Here is a 15,915-nt window from a genome sequence, read left to right as displayed (position 1 = left end):
CGCAACTATCCGGCCGCTTCGCGCGTCTTCCCCGGGGCCCGGCGTCGCATGGCGCGGCAAGCAGCTCCGGTGCGGCCGGTGCTGCGGCATTAGAGTGGGCCAACGGCCGAGCACAGGCCAGCAGCGAGGAACTGACCACGATCAGCTTGTCCACGATCAGGGAGCGCATGACGTGCGGCCGGTAGGCAGCAAGTACCTGCTAGAGGAGCCGCTCGGACGCGGAGCCACTGGCACCGTTTGGCGGGCCCGCCAGCGGGAGGCAGCGGGCGCCGAGGCCGCTGTGGCCGGGCAGCCCGGTGAGACCGTAGCGATCAAGGTCCTCAAGGAGGAGTTGGCGCACGATCCCGAGATCGTGATGCGCTTCCTGCGCGAGCGTTCCGTCCTCCTGCGGCTCACCCACCCCAACATTGTCCGCACCCGTGACCTGGTCGTCGAGGGTGATTTGCTCGCCCTGGTGATGGACCTGGTCGATGGGCCCGACCTGCACGGTTATCTGCGGGCCAACGGGCCGTTCACGCCGGTGGCCGCCGCGCTGCTCACCGCGCAGATCGCCGACGCGCTCGCCGCGAGCCACGCCGATGGCGTCGTACATCGCGACCTCAAGCCCGCCAACGTCCTCGTCGCGGGCGGCCGGGACGGCGAGCAGATGCACCCGATGCTCACCGACTTCGGCATCGCCCGCCTCGCCGACTCCCCGGGGCTGACTCGTACCCACGAGTTCGTCGGCACCCCGGCCTACATCGCGCCCGAGTCCGCCGAGGGCCGCCCGCAGACCTCAGCGGTGGACATCTACGGCGCGGGCATCTTGCTGTACGAACTGATCACCGGGCGGCCCCCGTTCGCGGGCAACACGGCGCTTGAGGTGCTTCACCGGCATCTCAGCGAGGAACCGCGGCGCCCGACGACCGCGCCCGAGCCCCTGTGGACGTGCATCGAGCGCTGTCTGCGCAAGCGGCCCGAGGAGCGGCCGAGCGCCGAGACCTTGGCCCATGCGCTGCGCACCGTCGCCGCCGGCATCGGGGTACACGCATCGGCCGCGCAGGCCGAGGCCGCGCTCGGCGTTGGCGCGCTGCTCGCCCCCGATCCGCAGCCCGCGCCGGTCCCGAACAGCGGCGGCGACGCGGACCCCACGCAGGTCCTTCCCTCGGCTGCGGGCGGCTACGATCCGGGCGCCGCCACCAGCGTGCTGCCATCGACGGGTGCCCCCGGCCCGCACGCCGGTCCGCACGCCGACCCGACTCAGGTGTTGCCTTCAGGTTCCGGACCGGCGAACGCGGACGGTGCCACCCGCGCCATGCCGCCGGTTCCGCCGGGCCCCGGCGGGCAGCAGGGCCAGCAGCCTGACGGGGAGCACCCCTGGCAAAACCAGATGCGCGCGGCCCGCGACCGCAACGACCAAACCCAGGTCCAGTACCTCGACCCGAGCCAGGACCCGCTGCGCCGCCGCCCCCAACGCCGCCCCGCGCCACAACAGTCTCCGCGGCTCCAGCCGCCACAACAGCAGCCGCAGCATCAGCCTCAACAACAGCAACAACAACGTCAGCCGCAACAACAGCCGTACGGGCAGCAGCCCTACCCGCCGCAACAGCAGCGCGGACCCGCCCCCGCCCCGTACGCACAGCAGCAACAACAACAGCAGCCGCAACAGCCCCAGCGGCAGTCGCGCCGCAGGCAGCAAGAGCCGCAGCCCCAGCGGTATGCGCCCCCGTCGCCCGCGCCCGAGCCTGCGCCTTCGCGTCGTGAGCCGCGCTCGCCCAGCCCGAACCGGACGCGGATTCCGGGACTTGGCTGCCTCAAGGGCTGCCTGTTCGTGGTCCTGATCCTGTTCGTCGGTGCCTGGCTGGTCTGGGAGTTGACGCCGTTGCAGGACTGGGTCGCTGACGGGAAGAGCTTCTGGGAGGCGTCGAAGGACTGGATCACGGACGTGAAGGGCTGGATCTCCGACGTGGGTGGCCCGAGCTGACGGACGCCCTGCCTCGGGAGATGACCTCCGGGGGTAGGGCGTAGAGGTAGGGCGCAGGAGTAGGGCACATGGGCGGGATCGGATACATCAAACCCGGTCACGACCGTGGCGATTTATCGACACTCCAACAGGGCAAATCCCCTCGTAACGGTCAACAGGCCCGATCTAGGCCCCTCAACCGGCCAAGAGCCGCGTAACTTTGTCGCTGACCCCGGCCCGCTGGTGCCGGGGCCGTGAGTGACACCGCGTACGACGTTGAACACCGTCAGACGACAAGTCGGAGCAGCCTTGGCACGGAAGATCGGTAGCCGGTACACCGCAGGCCAGGTCCTAGGGCGTGGCAGCGTCGGCACGGTGTGGCTGGGCGAGGGCCCGGACGGGCCGGTCGCCATCAAGCTGCTGCGCGAGGAACTCGCCTCCGACCAGGAACTCGTCGGCCGGTTCGTCCAGGAACGGGCCGCGCTGCTGAGCCTGGACCACCCCCATGTCGTCGGCGTGCGCGATCTCGTCGTGGACGGCAATGACCTCGCGCTGGTCATGGACCTGATCCGGGGCACTGACCTGCGCACCCGACTCGACCACGAGCGCCGCCTCGCCCCGGAGGCCGCTGTCGCCATCGTCGCCGACGTCGCCGATGGGCTCGCCGCCGCACACTCGGCGCAGATCGTGCACCGCGACGTCAAACCCGAAAACGTCCTCCTCGACATGCAAGGCCCGCTCGGCCCGGGCGGCTCGCACCCCGCGCTGCTCACCGACTTCGGTATCGCGCGCCTGGTGGACTCGCCTCGCCGGGCCCGTGCCCAGGGCAAGGACGGCTCGGGCACCGGCGCCCGCACCCCGAGCAGCCACAGCGTCATCGGCACCCCCGACTACCTCGCCCCCGAGATCATCGAGGGCCTGCCGCCGCGGGCGAGCGTCGATGTGTACGCACTGGCCACCGTGTTGTACGAGCTGCTCGCGGGCTTCACCCCGTTCGGTGGCGGGCACCCGGGCGCGGTGCTCAGACGGCACGTGACCGAGACCGTCGCCCCGCTGCCCGGCATCCCGGACGAGCTGTGGCAGCTCATAGTGCAGTGCCTGGCCAAGGCCCCGGCGTCCCGGCTGCGCGCCGCAGAACTGGCCGCCCGGCTGCGTGAACTACTCCCCGGCCTCGTTGGCATGCCCCCGCTCGACATCGACGAGCCGGGCGATGAGGCGGAGAACGAGTACGGCGGTTACGAGAACGGCGCCCCACAGCCCCCGGCCGGTGCGGCAGACGGCCGGGGCGCCGCCGGTGAGCCACGGCGGCGCGGCGCGGTGCCGTTGGTGCCCGGTGCCGTTGCCGACTCCAGCCGTGACACCCACACCAGCATGCGGGCCCCCAGCTCGGACGAGCTGGCGGGTGGCGCGCATGGCACAGCTCGCGCCCCCCGCGCCAGTGGCCAGCGCCGTGCGGGCTCGGCCCGGCACCGATCGGAGCCCGAGGCGGTACGCCGCCGCCGGGTCAAGCTCGGCGCCGCCGCAGCCGCCGCGCTCCTCGCCGCGGGGGTAGGCGGCTACCTCGCGGTCGGCGGCGACGGCGGCGGGGATACCGAGGCCCCCGGGGTGCACCAGCCCGAACGCAGCCCCTGACGGGGTCGGGCCGTCCGATCGAGGCCGCGACCCCTTGCGACGAGGGGCGCGGCGTCGAGGTCCGGGCCGCCCGGCCCCGCGGTCGCTGCCCCGCGGGCCTGCATCCCAGCTCAGAGCGGTTGCGGACCGGTGGAGGCTAAGCGAGCGTGGTGCAGCCGGGCGGGCGTCGGCCGCATAGCCGTTAGGCTGGGGGTGTGGCAGTCGTCGATGTATCCGAAGAGCTGAAGTCCCTCTCCTCCACCATGGGGTCGATCGAGGCGGTCCTCAATCTGGACAAGATGAGGGCCGACATTGCCGTGCTTGAGGAGCAGGCGGCGGTGCCCTCCCTCTGGGAGGACCCGGAGAACGCGCAGAAGGTGACCAGCAAGCTCTCCTACCTCCAGGGGCAGCTTCGCAGGACCGAGGAACTGCGGAGCCGGATCGACGACCTTGAGGTGCTCTTCGAGCTCGCCGACGACGAGGACGACGCGGACGCGCGGGCCGAGGCCGACACCGAGCTGACGTCGGTCCGCAAGGCGCTGGACGAGATGGAGGTCCGCACGCTGCTGTCCGGTGAGTACGACGCCCGTGAGGCCCTCGTCAACATTCGGGCCGAGGCCGGTGGCGTGGACGCCGCCGACTTCGCTGAGCAGCTTCAGCGGATGTATCTGCGCTGGGCCGAGCGGCACGGCTACAAGACCGAGGTCTACGACACCTCGTACGCGGAAGAGGCGGGCATCAAGTCCTCCACCTTCGTCGTCCAGATCCCGTACGCCTACGGCACGCTCTCCGTCGAGCAGGGCACTCACCGCCTGGTGCGCATCTCGCCCTTCGACAACCAGGGCCGTCGTCAGACGTCGTTCGCCGGTGTCGAGGTGCTCCCGGTAGTGGAGCAGACCGACCACGTGGAAATCGATGAGGCCGACCTGCGCATCGATGTGTACCGCTCCTCCGGGCCCGGCGGCCAGGGCGTCAACACCACCGACTCCGCCGTGCGGTTGACCCACCTCCCCACCGGCATCGTCGTCTCCTGTCAGAACGAGCGCTCGCAGATCCAGAACAAGGCGAGCGCGATGAACGTCCTCCAGGCGAAGCTTCTTGAGCGCCGTCGCCGGGAGGAGCAGGCCAAGATGGACGCGCTCAAGGGCGACGGCGGCAACTCCTGGGGCAACCAGATGCGTTCGTACGTTCTGCACCCCTACCAGATGGTCAAGGACCTGCGTACCAGCCACGAGGTCGGCAACCCGCAGGCGGTCCTCGACGGCGAGATCGACGGCTTCCTCGAAGCGGGCATTCGCTGGCGCAAGCAGCAGGAGCAGCAGTAGAAGAAGCACCAGCGGTCCGGGGCGTGCTGACCCGCGCGTGCGACACCAAGCTTGTACGTGGCAGCCCCGCAGTCCGTACGCGGCAAGCTTTTAGGTGACAGTTACATCTCCTGCTGACCGTCAAGTAGCAGCAAGGCGGACATCCCGTACGGAACGACCTTGACGGTGGTGTGAAAAGTGGGAAAGCTGGCGCACGGCATGCGTATGCACTGGGGCGCGTGTGAACGGGGGCCCGCGGCCAGCCTGTTGTTGAATTCGCGCCGCGCGACGCAGCCCCGAGCCGTGCCCCGTACATAGCTGCTCCATCGACGAGTACAGCTACTGGGGGTACCAGGCAGATGAGCAAGAAGACGCGGTTGCGCGTTGCGCGGATCGTCGCGGGAACGGTGATCGCCGCTGGCGCGTCGCTCACCGCAGCGGGCGCCGCTTCGGCGGTTGGCATTGATGTCAGCGTTGGCGGGGTGGGGGTCCAGGCCGAGACAAGCAAGCAGGGCGTAAACGTCGCTGCGGGCAAGGCCCCGACCGTTCCGTCGCCGACGTCGTCCGAGCCCTCCCACCTCCCGAGCGGGACGACGAGCGCCCCGCCCACGAGTGCGCCGCCCACGATTCCCCCGCCGACGAGTGCGCCGCCCACGAGCAACCCGCCCACGACGCCGCCCACGAGCAACCCGCCCACGACGCCGCCCACGAGCAACCCGCCCACGACGCCGCCCACGACTCCGCCGACCAACCCGCCAACGGTTCCGCCCACCGGTCAGCCGACCAACCCGCCGACCAGTAGCCCCTCAGAGCCGCCGGCTGGTAGCCCTTCCGCCCAGCCGACGACTCCGGGCGGTGGCACTGGCGGTGACAACGGCGACTCGGGCACCTGCCCGGTCGGCACGGACGGCACCGACTGCGCGGACAACACTGACACCGATGGCGCGGGCGCCCAGCAGGTGCAGCAGAACAAGCCGAAGGAAGAGCTGGCCGAGACCGGCGCTTCTGAGACGGCGTTCCTGCTCGTCGGTGCGGCAACCATGATTGCCGGTGGCATCGGCTTCCGCTTCATGCCGCGTCTGATCAGCCGTAACACCACTGCGGCCTGACGAACGCGCTGATAGGGCCGTACCGGAGGGCCTGGGCTGGTACGGCCGACCGGCGAGTGCTGCATGGGCGAACACCGATGACGGTCGCCCGCCGATGAACATGACGAGGGGCCCGCAGCGCACTGCACGCGGACGTTGTTACAGCGTCCGCGCCGCCCGCGCTGCGGGCCCCTCGTCGTCCATGCTCATCGTCCGTGCGTAGCCGGTGCGCCCCTGCCGAGGGCCCCAAGATCCCCAAGGCGCCAGGATTACCGGTCGCGTTCACGTCATGACCAACGGCGATCACCAGCCGCGGCGGACCCTCCGCTCGCTCCGGTGCAGTGCGGCGTGCGGTCGTTACACCGCGAATTCGTGGGCCACGGCAGCCACGGCTATCAGCGCTATGAGCAGGGCAACCAGCATCGCGGGGGTGAGCCCGGCGAGCGGGCCTTCCTGCTGTGTACGCCGCTGGGCCCGGCAGACCCGGCACCGGCCCTCGTTGACGGGACTGGCGCAATGGGCGCAGACAAGCCTGTCGAACGTCATGCGCTCTCCTCCTCCCGTGTGCAGCGGGAGCCGCTGCCTATACAAAGGGCAAACGCTTCGAGACGGGCGCTTGTTCCTCTTCCACTGTGTCAGCTTGCTCCCGCTTCGGCGCGCTCCGTGCACATCGCTCCAGCGCGGGGGCGGTGCACCGTTGAGTTGCCGTCGTTTTGTCCCCGATGACGCCGTGAATAGACGCACCAACCTCGGACGCTGACTGCGCGCCCCTGTGCGGTTCGCGTAAGGTCACGCTCACCGACGGGAGCCGCGCCAGCGGCAGCCCGTGCCCTCTATGCAGGCCGATACAGGCCGACCGTGGTGTACCCGTGATCCGATTCGACAATGTCTCCAAGACCTATCCCAAACAGACCCGCCCCGCGCTGCGGGATGTTTCGCTGGAGATCGCCAAGGGCGAATTCGTCTTCCTGGTGGGCTCCTCGGGGTCGGGCAAGTCCACCTTTCTGCGGCTCTTGCTGCGCGAGGAGCGGGCCAGTCACGGTGCCGTTCACGTGCTGGGCAAGGACCTCGCACGGCTGTCCAACTGGAAGGTGCCGCAGATGCGCCGCCAGCTCGGCACCGTCTTCCAGGACTTCCGACTGCTCCCCAACAAGACCGTGGGGGAGAACGTCGCTTTCGCGCTCGAAGTGATCGGCAAGCCGCGCGTCGCCATCCGCAAGACCGTGCCCGAGGTCCTTGACCTGGTCGGACTCGGCGGCAAGCAGGACCGGATGCCGGGCGAGCTGTCCGGCGGTGAGCAACAGCGGGTCGCCATCGCCCGCGCGTTCGTCAACCGACCGATGCTCCTGATCGCGGATGAGCCTACCGGCAACCTCGACCCGCAGACCTCTGTCGGCATTATGAAGCTGCTCGACCGGATCAACAGGACCGGGACCACGGTGGTCATGGCCACCCACGATCAGCAAATCGTCGATCAGATGCGTAAGCGCGTTATCGAACTTGAAAAGGGCCGTCTCGTACGCGACCAGTCGCGCGGCGTTTACGGCTACCAGCACTGAAAGGACGCCATGCGCGCCCAGTTCGTCCTGTCGGAGATCGGCGTCGGTCTCCGTCGCAATCTGACGATGACCTTCGCTGTGATCGTCTCCGTGGCCCTTTCACTCGCCCTGTTCGGGGCGTCCCTGCTGATGAGCGAGCAGGTCGATTCGATGAAGGGCTACTGGTACGACAAGGTCAACGTCTCGATCTTCCTGTGCAACAAGAACGACAAGGAGACCTCGCCCAACTGCGACAAGGGCGCCGTCACCGATGACCAGAAGAAGGAGATCCGCGCCGAGCTGGGGCGGATGAACCTGGTCGAGACGGTCCACTTCGAGAGCAGCGAAGAGGCGTTCAAGCACTACAAGGAGGAGTTCGGCGACTCCCCGCTGGCCAGCTCTCTGACGGCTGATCAGATGCAGGAGTCCTTTCGGGTCAAGCTCAAGGACCCGGAGCAGTACAAGGTCATCTCCAGCGCCTTCGCCTCCAGACCGGGAGTGCAGGAGGTACAGGACCAAAAGGCCGTACTCGAACCACTCTTCAACCTGCTCAGCGGCATGAACTTCGCGGCGCTCGGTGTGATGGCGCTGATGCTCGTGGTCGCCCTGCTCCTGATCGTCAACACCGTCCGCGTCTCGGCGTTCAGCCGCCGCCGGGAGACCGGCATCATGCGGCTGGTGGGTGCATCGAGCTTCTACATCCAGATGCCGTTCATCATGGAAGCCGCCATCGCCGGTCTGATCGGCGCGATCCTCGCCTGCGTCCTGCTCGTCACCGGGCAGCAGGTCCTGGTGAACGGCTGGCTCGCGGATCACATCAGCGTGATCGACTTCATCGGCTGGGACGCGGTGGTCGTGAAACTGCCGTTGGTGCTCGCGATCGGCCTGCTCATGCCGGCTCTTGCTGCCTTCTTCGCGTTGCGCAAGTACCTCAAGGTGTGACATACGCCCAGGGCGTCGTGCGGCCAACACCCCGTGCGGCGCCCTGCGGTGGCCTAGACTCACCGGCATGTCGGGCCTGTGGATGAACCATCCGCTCCGCTCCGCTCCGGCTGGAACGCAGCCCATGGACGCCGAGCGTCGGCTCCGCCGTACCCGCCGCGGGGCCGCCCTGACCTTGGTATTCGCCAGCGTCCTTGCGACCGGCGCGGCCACCGGTTCCTGGGGGGACGAGACCCCTTCGGAGCAGTCACAGCGCGCGGTCCGCATCCCCTCGTACCCCGTCGCCGACTCCCTCGTAGCCAACTCCCGCGCCGCCGACGAGCCGCACGGCGAGGGCGGCACTCCCGCTGCGAAGGTACCGGGGTATGACCTCCCGTCGCATGAGGTGAGCCGCAGCGGTGACCGGTGGAGCTCGGTGTACTCACGCCGCGAGTACGAGGGGTTTCGGCGCGGCCTCGACGGCCAGTACGTGGGCGTCGGACTGTGGGCCCGCCGCATGCCCGATGGCACCATCGCGGTGGACCGGGTCCAGCCCGGAAGCCCGGCCGCACGAGCCGGTGTGCGCACCGGCGACCGACTGAGATCCATCGACGGCGTGCCGGTGACGGGCAGACCCGTCACCGAGGTCGTCGCCCGGCTGCGCGGCGACATGACGGATGAGCCGACTGGCGCGGCCGGCGGAACGCGGGAAGCGGCCGATGGGACCGGGCAGCGGCCCGGCGCAGTCGATGGCACCAGTGGCGCCGATGGGCCCGGTGCAGCAGCGCGTGGGAGCGCCGCAGGCGGAGACAGCACGCGCGAGGCCGGCCCCGTACGGGAAGGCAGTCCCGCTGGCGAGGCTGACCGCGCGCCGGAGAACGGCGCGGAGGAGCGGAGCACAGGGCCTGACGGGTCGGCTTCGCGCGAGGACAGCGGGGCGCGGCGTACGGCCGACGAGGCTTCCGGTAGTCAGGTGGTGCTCGGTTTGGAGCGCGCCGGCCGCCAGTGGACCGAGACCCTGCGCCGCTCGCGACTCGCCGCAAGAAACGTCACTGTAGACCGGCTGACCAGCGGAGAACCCGACGCGACCCGGATCAAGATCGAGTCCTTCACCAAGGACACCGGCAACCAGGTGCGCCGCGCGGTACGCGCCGCACCCGACGACGACGGCGTCATTCTTGACCTGCGCGGCAACTCCGGCGGCCTGGTCACCGAGGCCGTCACCGCGGCGTCTGCCTTTCTCGATGGCGGCCTGGTCGCCACCTATGACGTACGCGGTGACCAGCAGGTACTCAACGCCGAGCCTGGCGGTGACACCCAAACGCCGCTGGTGGTGCTGGTGGACGGCGGCACGATGAGCGCAGGCGAGCTACTGACCGGAGCGTTGCAAGACCGGGGCCGGGCCGTCGTCGTCGGCTCGCAGACCTTCGGCAAGGGCACGGTCCAACTGCCGACCGAGCGCCCGGACGGCTCGGTCGCCGAAGAGACCGTGGGGCAGTACCACACCCCGGTCGGCCGCGGAGTCGAGGGCGTGGGCATCGCGCCCGACTTGACGGTCGGAAGCGACGCAGAACAGCGTGCGCAGTCAGTATTGAGTGGCCTCGGGGGCGGGGCCTAGTGCGACAATGGCCGCGCTATGGCTAAAGAGACGGGACGCAAACTGATCGCGCAGCACAAAAAGGCGCGACACGACTACCACATCCTCGACACGTACGAGTGCGGCCTCGTGCTGACCGGCACGGAGGTCAAGTCACTCCGCCAGGGTCGGGCGTCGCTGGTCGATGGATTCGTACAGATCGACGGGCACGAGGCGTGGCTGCACCACGTCCATGTGCCGGAGTACACCCAAGGGACGTGGACCAATCACTCCGCACGGCGCAAGCGCAAGCTGCTGATGCACCGGGAGGAGATCGACAAGCTGGAGTCGAAGTCCCAGGAGACGGGCCACACCATCATCCCGCTGGCCCTGTACTTCAAGGACGGCCGGGCCAAGGTCGAGATCGCGCTGGCCAAGGGTAAGAAGGAGTACGACAAGCGGCAGACGCTGCGCGAGCAGCAGGACCAGCGCGAGACCCAGCGGGCCATCTCGGCGGTACGGCGCCGCCAGCAAGCTTGAACCACGCTGGGTGTTACCGGGTCGCCGGGTCACCGTGTCGGCCGTTGGGTCGTGGGTGTCGCCGGGCTGGTTGGTGGTTCGTGGGCGTGGCCGCGTCGGTCGTCGCTCTACGGGGCGCCGTGGGGGCAGGTTCTTGATCGCGCGGCCTTCGTTTCCACGCCTGGGGTGGCGGTCGTGGCGGCTGTTACGGCCGCGGTCGGGATGCCGCGCGTGGGGCCCGGCCCACCTGCTCCGGAATAAACTGGCCCCCGCACTTGCTCTTCACGTACGATGGCACTCGCCCCGCTAGCCGGGACAGCCCCTCACGGGGTGCGCTTTGAAAAATCAACATGGGGATGATCGGTTTCGACAGCGGATGTCGAAGCAGGGGAAGCGTGTCGAGGAAGCGGCAATGATCTCGTAAACCACGCGCCGAAAACAATAATCGCCGATTCCAAGCGCGATTCCTTCGCCCTCGCTGCCTAAGTAGCGATTTGCGAAGTGTCAGCCCGGGGCTGTTCCCGACCCGGTTCCTGGCATCAGCTAGGGAACTCAACCACCGGTCCCGGTCACGGGGGCTAGTGGGAAACTAAACAGTGACTGAGCCCGTCGGAGACTTGTCTGCGTGATCTCCGGGGCTAAGAAAAGCGCAGCAGACTGCACACGGAGAAGCCCTGTTTTTGCACCGTTGGACGCGGGTTCGATTCCCGCCATCTCCACGAAGGCGATAGGCGACGCATGCCCGCGGAAAGCGCGGGCGGTGTCGCCTTCGTCGTTTTGCTCGGCTTCGCCTCGCGTGCGGGGGCTTCGCCACCCGCGTCCCCCTCGTGGGTGGGCCCGCGGCGGGGTGCGGGAGGGTTCCGCTCGGCTTCGCCTTCGCTGGCTCCTGCGTGGAGTGCCGCTCGGCTTCGCCTTTGCTGGCTGCTTTTGGGTGTCGCTTGGCTTCGCCTTTGCTGGGTTGGTTGTCTGCTGCGGTTTCGTTGGGGTGGGGGAGGGGGCCGCTTGGCTTCGCCTTCGCTGGCTCTTTCGTGGGGTTCCGCTTGGCTTCGCCTTCGCTGCCTGCTTTTGGGTTCGCTTGGCTTCGCCTTTGCTGGCTGCTCTTGTTGTGGTGCTCGGGGGTTGGTTGTTGCTTTCTCTCCGGTTTTTGGTTGCTTGCGGGAGCGATGCGGGGTGGGGGGTGGTTTACTGCGTTTTCGGGTTGTTCGCTATCCATTGCTTCAGGGCTCTTGCCGCGCTGAGGGCGGGCTCTCGTGCGAAGTCGTCCACCTCGGCGGATTCATTGCCCGGTAGTTCTCGCTCCATGTCCTTCACGATCTTCAGCGGCTTGGCGAACGTCTGCTCGCCGTTTGGTGCCGCGTACATCGCCTGGCCCAAGGCTCGGATGTCGCCCACCAGTCGGCGTAGATGCTGGGTGCAGTCGCCCTCACCGCACCCTGGGCCCTCGGCGGACTGGAAGGCGGCGATGGCGTTCGGCACCGTTCGTTCCGACAGGTTTACGGCCTTCGCGTCGCCGTTGGAGTCGTCGGAACAGGCGCCCGTGAGGGCCAGTGCCAGGCAGAGGGCCACGGCCGCGGCGGGCCGGTGTGGCCTTCGCGCCGGGTGGGGTCGTTGGTGTGGGGTGAGTGCGTGTTCGGAGCGTAAGTGGAGATGAGAGCTGCGCACGAGAATCCCCCGGTGATACGGCGTAACGGCGTTGATCAGCGGTCAGTGTTGCTCACGGACTCCCGGGTCCGCAGGTGAGTGCACGGTTTCGTCTGTGTCACGTCATGCCATCGGCCGGAAACGCGCGGTCCCTAGCGGCGATTGGACCGGCCCAGGGAGGTGGGGCGCGTTGACTGGCCCGAGCACGGCCCGTACGGGCAAGCGGTGGATCGAGCGTTGGACCCGGAAGACGAGCTCTTTTGGTACGCCGGGGGCGGCGGATCGCTCGGCGTCATCTGTTGCTCTCGATCCTCTCCGAGCACAGTGGTTTCTCCTTTCGGAGCCTGTGGTCGGTGATGGTGCTGTTCGTGAGGCCCTAGTACGGGTTCGACGCGGCCCGGACATTCTTCCTGGCCGCCATGCCGACGCTGGTCGGCGCGGTGCTGCGGGTTCCGTACACCTTCGCTGTGGCGCGCTACGGCGGGCGCAACTGGACCGTGTTCGTTGCCGGTCTTCCTCGTCGGCTTCGTCGTGCTGCTTGTGCTCAGCGGGCTCGGCAACGGCTCCACGTACACGATGATCCCCGGCATCTTCCAGACCAAGGCGCTTGCGCTCGGCCTGCGCGGCGAGGACGCCGCGGCCCACGTACGGCGGCTGTCCGGCGCCGTGACGGGGCTGTTCGGCGCGCTCGGTGGCCTGGGCGTCAACCTGGCCTTTCGGGAGGCGTTTCGTACAGTGCACACCGGGGCCCCCGCCTTTTTGTCCTTCCTCCTGTTCTGTGTGCTGTGCTTCGCCGTCACCTGGTGGGTGTACCTGCGGAAATCGGCCGCCGGCCCCGTCGTAGCCAAGCGGGCCGAGCCGCGGCCGAATCACGCCGGTGTGAGAGCCCAAGCTGACCGACGTACGAGCGGGGGCGTAACAGGCAGGAAATACTGGCGAACCGAGGCCGTCACCGAGCGCTGGCAGGCTCGGGCTCCGCGGGCCGGACCACGATCGCCGGGCGGAGCACGACCAAGACGGCCATGAGCGGGGCGAGGCGCATGCACGCAGACCAGCAGGGCGAGAACGATCAGCAGCACCGTTCGCAGGATACGAACGGTCCGCAGGACACGAGTGATCAGCACGGCGATCCGCAGGTCGAGAGCGGGCAGCAGGGGCCGGATGGTGGTCGTGGACCCGGGCGGGCGGGCACTCCGCTCGCGGGGTTCACGGTGGGGGTTACCGCGGCCCGGCGCGCGGATGAGCTGATCGCGCTGTTGCAGCGGCGCGGCGCCGTGGTCATCCATGCGCCCGCGCTGCGCATCGTTCCGCTTGCCGACGACAGCGAACTCCTGGCCGCCACCAAGCAGTTGATCGACGATGCGCCCGACGTGGTGATTGCGACGACGGCCATCGGCTTTCGCGGCTGGGTCGAGGCCGCCGATGGCTGGGGCCTGGGGGCGGTACTGCTTGATCGGCTGCGCGGTGCGGAACTTCTTGCCCGCGGCCCCAAGGTGCGCGGCGCGATCCGGGCCGCAGGGCTCACCGAGGACTGGTCGCCCGCCTCCGAATCCATGGCGGAGGTGCTCGACCGGCTTCTTGCCGAGGGGGTCGAAGGCCGCCGGATCGCCCTTCAGTTGCACGGCGAGCCGCTGCCGGGGTTCGTGGAGTCACTGCGGGCAGGGGGTGCCGAGGTGGTCGGGGTGCCGGTCTATCGGTGGATGGCCCCCGAGGACCCGGGCCCCCTCGATCGGCTCCTGGACGCCACCATCGCCCGCGCCGTGGATGCCATCACCTTCACCAGCGCGCCCGCCGCGGCCGGCCTGTTGGACCGGGCGGAGCGGCGCGGCATCCGCGGTGCGCTCATCGACGCGCTGCGTCAGGACGTACTGACCGCCTGCGTGGGCCCGGTCACCGCACTGCCATTGGCGGCCCACGACGTACCCACCTGCCAGCCCGAGCGATTTCGGCTTGGCCCGTTGGTTCAGCTGCTGTGTCAGGAACTGCCTGCCCGGGTGCAGCCGCTGCCGGTCGCGGGCCAGCGTCTGGAGGTCCGGGGGCATGCGGCGCTCGTGGACGGCGAACTGCACCCGGTGCCTCCGGCCGGCATGGTGCTGCTGCGCGCGCTCGCCCGCCACCCCGGCGGGGTCGTATCGCGCGCCGACCTGCTGCGTGCGCTGCCGGGCGCGGGCAACGACGAACACGCGGTGGAGACGGCGATGACCCGGCTACGCGGCGCGCTCGGCTCACCACGGCTGATCCAGACGGTGGTCAAGCGGGGGTACCGGCTGGCGCTCGACCCAACGGCCGACTCGAAGTCCGGCGAAGCCTGACAGCCCACAGCCTGACGGCACCTCGCAGCGGGGCCACACCCCGCCTGGCGCGGCTGCCCCGGGCTGCTTCCGGACGTGTCGGGAGGGTTACGGGGAGGGGCCCGGGGCGGGCACTCTGGAAGTGGAGGTTCCTCACGGGCGTCCGGGCGCCCCGCGGACTGAGGGAGTGATAGGCGGATGGCGGCGGTCTCGGCCTCTTACGATCTTCGCTTCGACGCCGGTCGGGTCTGCCTCGACCTGGTGGCGACGGTGGGCGGCCGGTTCGGTGACGAGCCGGTGGAGCGGCTCGACAGTCCGGGCCGGCTTGGCCAGTGGCTCGTGGGCGCTGGCCTGTTACCGCCCGGCATGCCGTTGGACGCCCTGGACACCAGTTGGCTGGCCCGCTTCCACGCCGTACGGGACCTGTTGTGCCGCGTCGTATGCGCCGAGCTCGAAGGCCGGGCCGCGGGCGTTGACGTCGAGCGGGTGAACGCGCTGGCCAGCATCGGGCCCCCGGCCATGCGCGCGGTACGCGCCGCGGACGGCACCCTCGTACGTACCCTCGCCACCCGGCCCGACTGCGCGGCGCTGCTCGCCCAGATCGCCCGCGACGCCATCGACCTGCTCACCGACCAGACGGCCAAGGGGCAGTTGCGCCGGTGCGAGGGGGAGACTTGCGCGCTGATCTATCTGGACACCTCGCGCGGCCGGCGCCGCCGCTGGTGCTCAAGCGAGGTGTGCGGTAACCGAGAACGGGTGGCCAGGCACCGCAGACGCGCGGTCGCCGCCCGCGCCTAGCTGCCCGGCAGCCACGGCAACGGCTCCCACCGTAGCGGCCCCCACCGCCACAGCAGACGCACGACTGCGGCATCGGCCGCACCGGCCCGCCAGGGATGGCCGCCTCCGCCGACCGCGCCACGTCGTTTCAGCACCCCGACCACCGGAGTCAAGCATTCCTGATATGCCATCAATTAATGGACGCACAAACCGAGTTGATGTGAGAACGTGGAGACGGTACAGGCCCCGGTCGGGGGTCCGGGGCCTGTATCCCTCGTGGTAGCGCCTTCATGTTCTGACCGTTATCGGCGGCTAACTGGCCGTAGTCTGACGGAACATGAAGGCAGGCCGACCCGGCTTCGTAGTGCAGGCACCATGTTCGGCGGCGCAATCGGAGCTCAGCGGACGGCGGTTGGCGCCGCCGTTGGCCGCGCGGGCGGATCGGGGCAGGGCGATGTGCGGCCCACCTGCCGTTGCGTAACGCACCGACGTGGCCTGGCAGCGAGCCGGCGCGTGCCACTGCATTCGGCGGCGCTCGACTGCCTCGGGGCGCGGACCCTGGACGGGTGGCGTGGGCGGCGACGGGTGCGGGTGCTGCGGGCTGGTGGCGGACTCGGGCGCGGCGCACTGGCGCGGCGAGTGGGTGCCGAGGGCGGGCCGCCCCGGGCGGTCGGTGCCGGGTGCGGGGGCCCGTGCGGTGGGGGATC

12 protein-coding genes, 1 other RNA gene and 1 pseudogene are annotated in these 15,915 nt (G+C 69.4%); 12 read left to right on the top strand and 2 right to left on the bottom strand.

The annotated features are described in order from the left end of the window. Nucleotides 1–172 precede the first annotated feature (172 nt). The 4 genes from FHS42_RS11160 (at nucleotide 173) to FHS42_RS11145 (ending at nucleotide 5,966) form a co-directional block, all read left to right on the top strand. Nucleotides 173–1,963, top strand: a complete 1,791-nt coding sequence (locus FHS42_RS11160; protein WP_184571532.1) for a serine/threonine-protein kinase — start codon at nucleotides 173–175, stop codon at nucleotides 1,961–1,963. A 288-nt stretch (nucleotides 1,964–2,251) separates the two neighbouring features. Continuing rightward, nucleotides 2,252–3,574: a serine/threonine-protein kinase gene (locus FHS42_RS11155; RefSeq protein ID WP_184571530.1), complete on the top strand. Its 1,323-nt coding sequence runs from the start codon at nucleotides 2,252–2,254 to the stop codon at nucleotides 3,572–3,574. 194 nt (nucleotides 3,575–3,768) lie between these two features. Further along, the gene (gene prfB, locus FHS42_RS11150) at nucleotides 3,769–4,878 is read left to right on the top strand and encodes a peptide chain release factor 2 (protein WP_184571528.1); all 1,110 of its coding nucleotides are present in this window, start codon (nucleotides 3,769–3,771) and stop codon (nucleotides 4,876–4,878) included. A 338-nt stretch (nucleotides 4,879–5,216) separates the two neighbouring features. Next, on the top strand, nucleotides 5,217–5,966 hold the full coding sequence (locus tag FHS42_RS11145) for an LPXTG cell wall anchor domain-containing protein (protein ID WP_184571526.1): 750 nt from the start codon (nucleotides 5,217–5,219) through the stop codon (nucleotides 5,964–5,966). 336 nt (nucleotides 5,967–6,302) lie between these two features. Here FHS42_RS11145 and FHS42_RS11140 read toward each other — a convergent pair whose 3' ends face one another. Then, a complete protein-coding gene (locus FHS42_RS11140) occupies nucleotides 6,303–6,491 on the bottom strand; it encodes a hypothetical protein (protein WP_184571524.1) in 189 nt (62 codons plus the stop codon). A 323-nt stretch (nucleotides 6,492–6,814) separates the two neighbouring features. On the opposite strand from FHS42_RS11140, the gene ftsE reads away from it, so the two are divergent. The 5 genes from ftsE (at nucleotide 6,815) to ssrA (ending at nucleotide 11,221) form a co-directional block, all read left to right on the top strand. After that, on the top strand, nucleotides 6,815–7,504 hold the full coding sequence (ftsE, locus tag FHS42_RS11135; RefSeq protein ID WP_184571522.1) for a cell division ATP-binding protein FtsE: 690 nt from the start codon (nucleotides 6,815–6,817) through the stop codon (nucleotides 7,502–7,504). Nucleotides 7,505–7,513: 9 nt separating this feature from the next. Next, entirely contained in the window at nucleotides 7,514–8,425 is a 912-nt protein-coding gene (gene ftsX / locus FHS42_RS11130; RefSeq protein ID WP_184571520.1) for a permease-like cell division protein FtsX, read from the top strand. A 67-nt stretch (nucleotides 8,426–8,492) separates the two neighbouring features. Further along, nucleotides 8,493–10,022, top strand: a complete 1,530-nt coding sequence (locus tag FHS42_RS11125) for a S41 family peptidase (protein ID WP_376772565.1) — start codon at nucleotides 8,493–8,495, stop codon at nucleotides 10,020–10,022. An 18-nt stretch (nucleotides 10,023–10,040) separates the two neighbouring features. Then, the gene (gene smpB / locus FHS42_RS11120) at nucleotides 10,041–10,520 is read left to right on the top strand and encodes an SsrA-binding protein SmpB (protein ID WP_184571518.1); all 480 of its coding nucleotides are present in this window, start codon (nucleotides 10,041–10,043) and stop codon (nucleotides 10,518–10,520) included. A 331-nt stretch (nucleotides 10,521–10,851) separates the two neighbouring features. Continuing rightward, nucleotides 10,852–11,221, top strand: a transfer-messenger RNA (tmRNA) gene (gene ssrA, locus FHS42_RS11115). A gap of 460 nt (nucleotides 11,222–11,681) precedes the next feature. Here ssrA and FHS42_RS11110 read toward each other — a convergent pair. Further along, entirely contained in the window at nucleotides 11,682–12,065 is a 384-nt protein-coding gene (locus tag FHS42_RS11110; protein WP_184571511.1) for a hypothetical protein, read from the bottom strand. Between the two features lie 265 nt (nucleotides 12,066–12,330). On the opposite strand from FHS42_RS11110, the pseudogene FHS42_RS11105 reads away from it, so the two are divergent. The 3 genes and pseudogenes from FHS42_RS11105 to FHS42_RS11095 form a co-directional block, all read left to right on the top strand. Next, a pseudogene (locus FHS42_RS11105) lies at nucleotides 12,331–13,022 on the top strand (hypothetical protein); the annotation flags it as partial. Nucleotides 13,023–13,180: 158 nt separating this feature from the next. Further along, nucleotides 13,181–14,452, top strand: coding sequence for a uroporphyrinogen-III synthase (locus tag FHS42_RS11100; protein ID WP_184571509.1), 1,272 nt, complete (start codon nucleotides 13,181–13,183; stop codon nucleotides 14,450–14,452). A gap of 177 nt (nucleotides 14,453–14,629) precedes the next feature. Further along, nucleotides 14,630–15,229, top strand: a complete 600-nt coding sequence (locus tag FHS42_RS11095) for a CGNR zinc finger domain-containing protein (RefSeq protein WP_184571507.1) — start codon at nucleotides 14,630–14,632, stop codon at nucleotides 15,227–15,229. Nucleotides 15,230–15,915: the final 686 nt, after the last annotated feature.

It is taken from the genome of Streptomyces zagrosensis, assembly GCF_014203645.1.
GTDB lineage: Bacteria > Actinomycetota > Actinomycetes > Streptomycetales > Streptomycetaceae > Streptomyces > Streptomyces zagrosensis.
The sequence above is the reverse complement of the archived record's forward strand: the minus strand, read 5'-3'. Positions and strand labels throughout refer to the sequence as shown.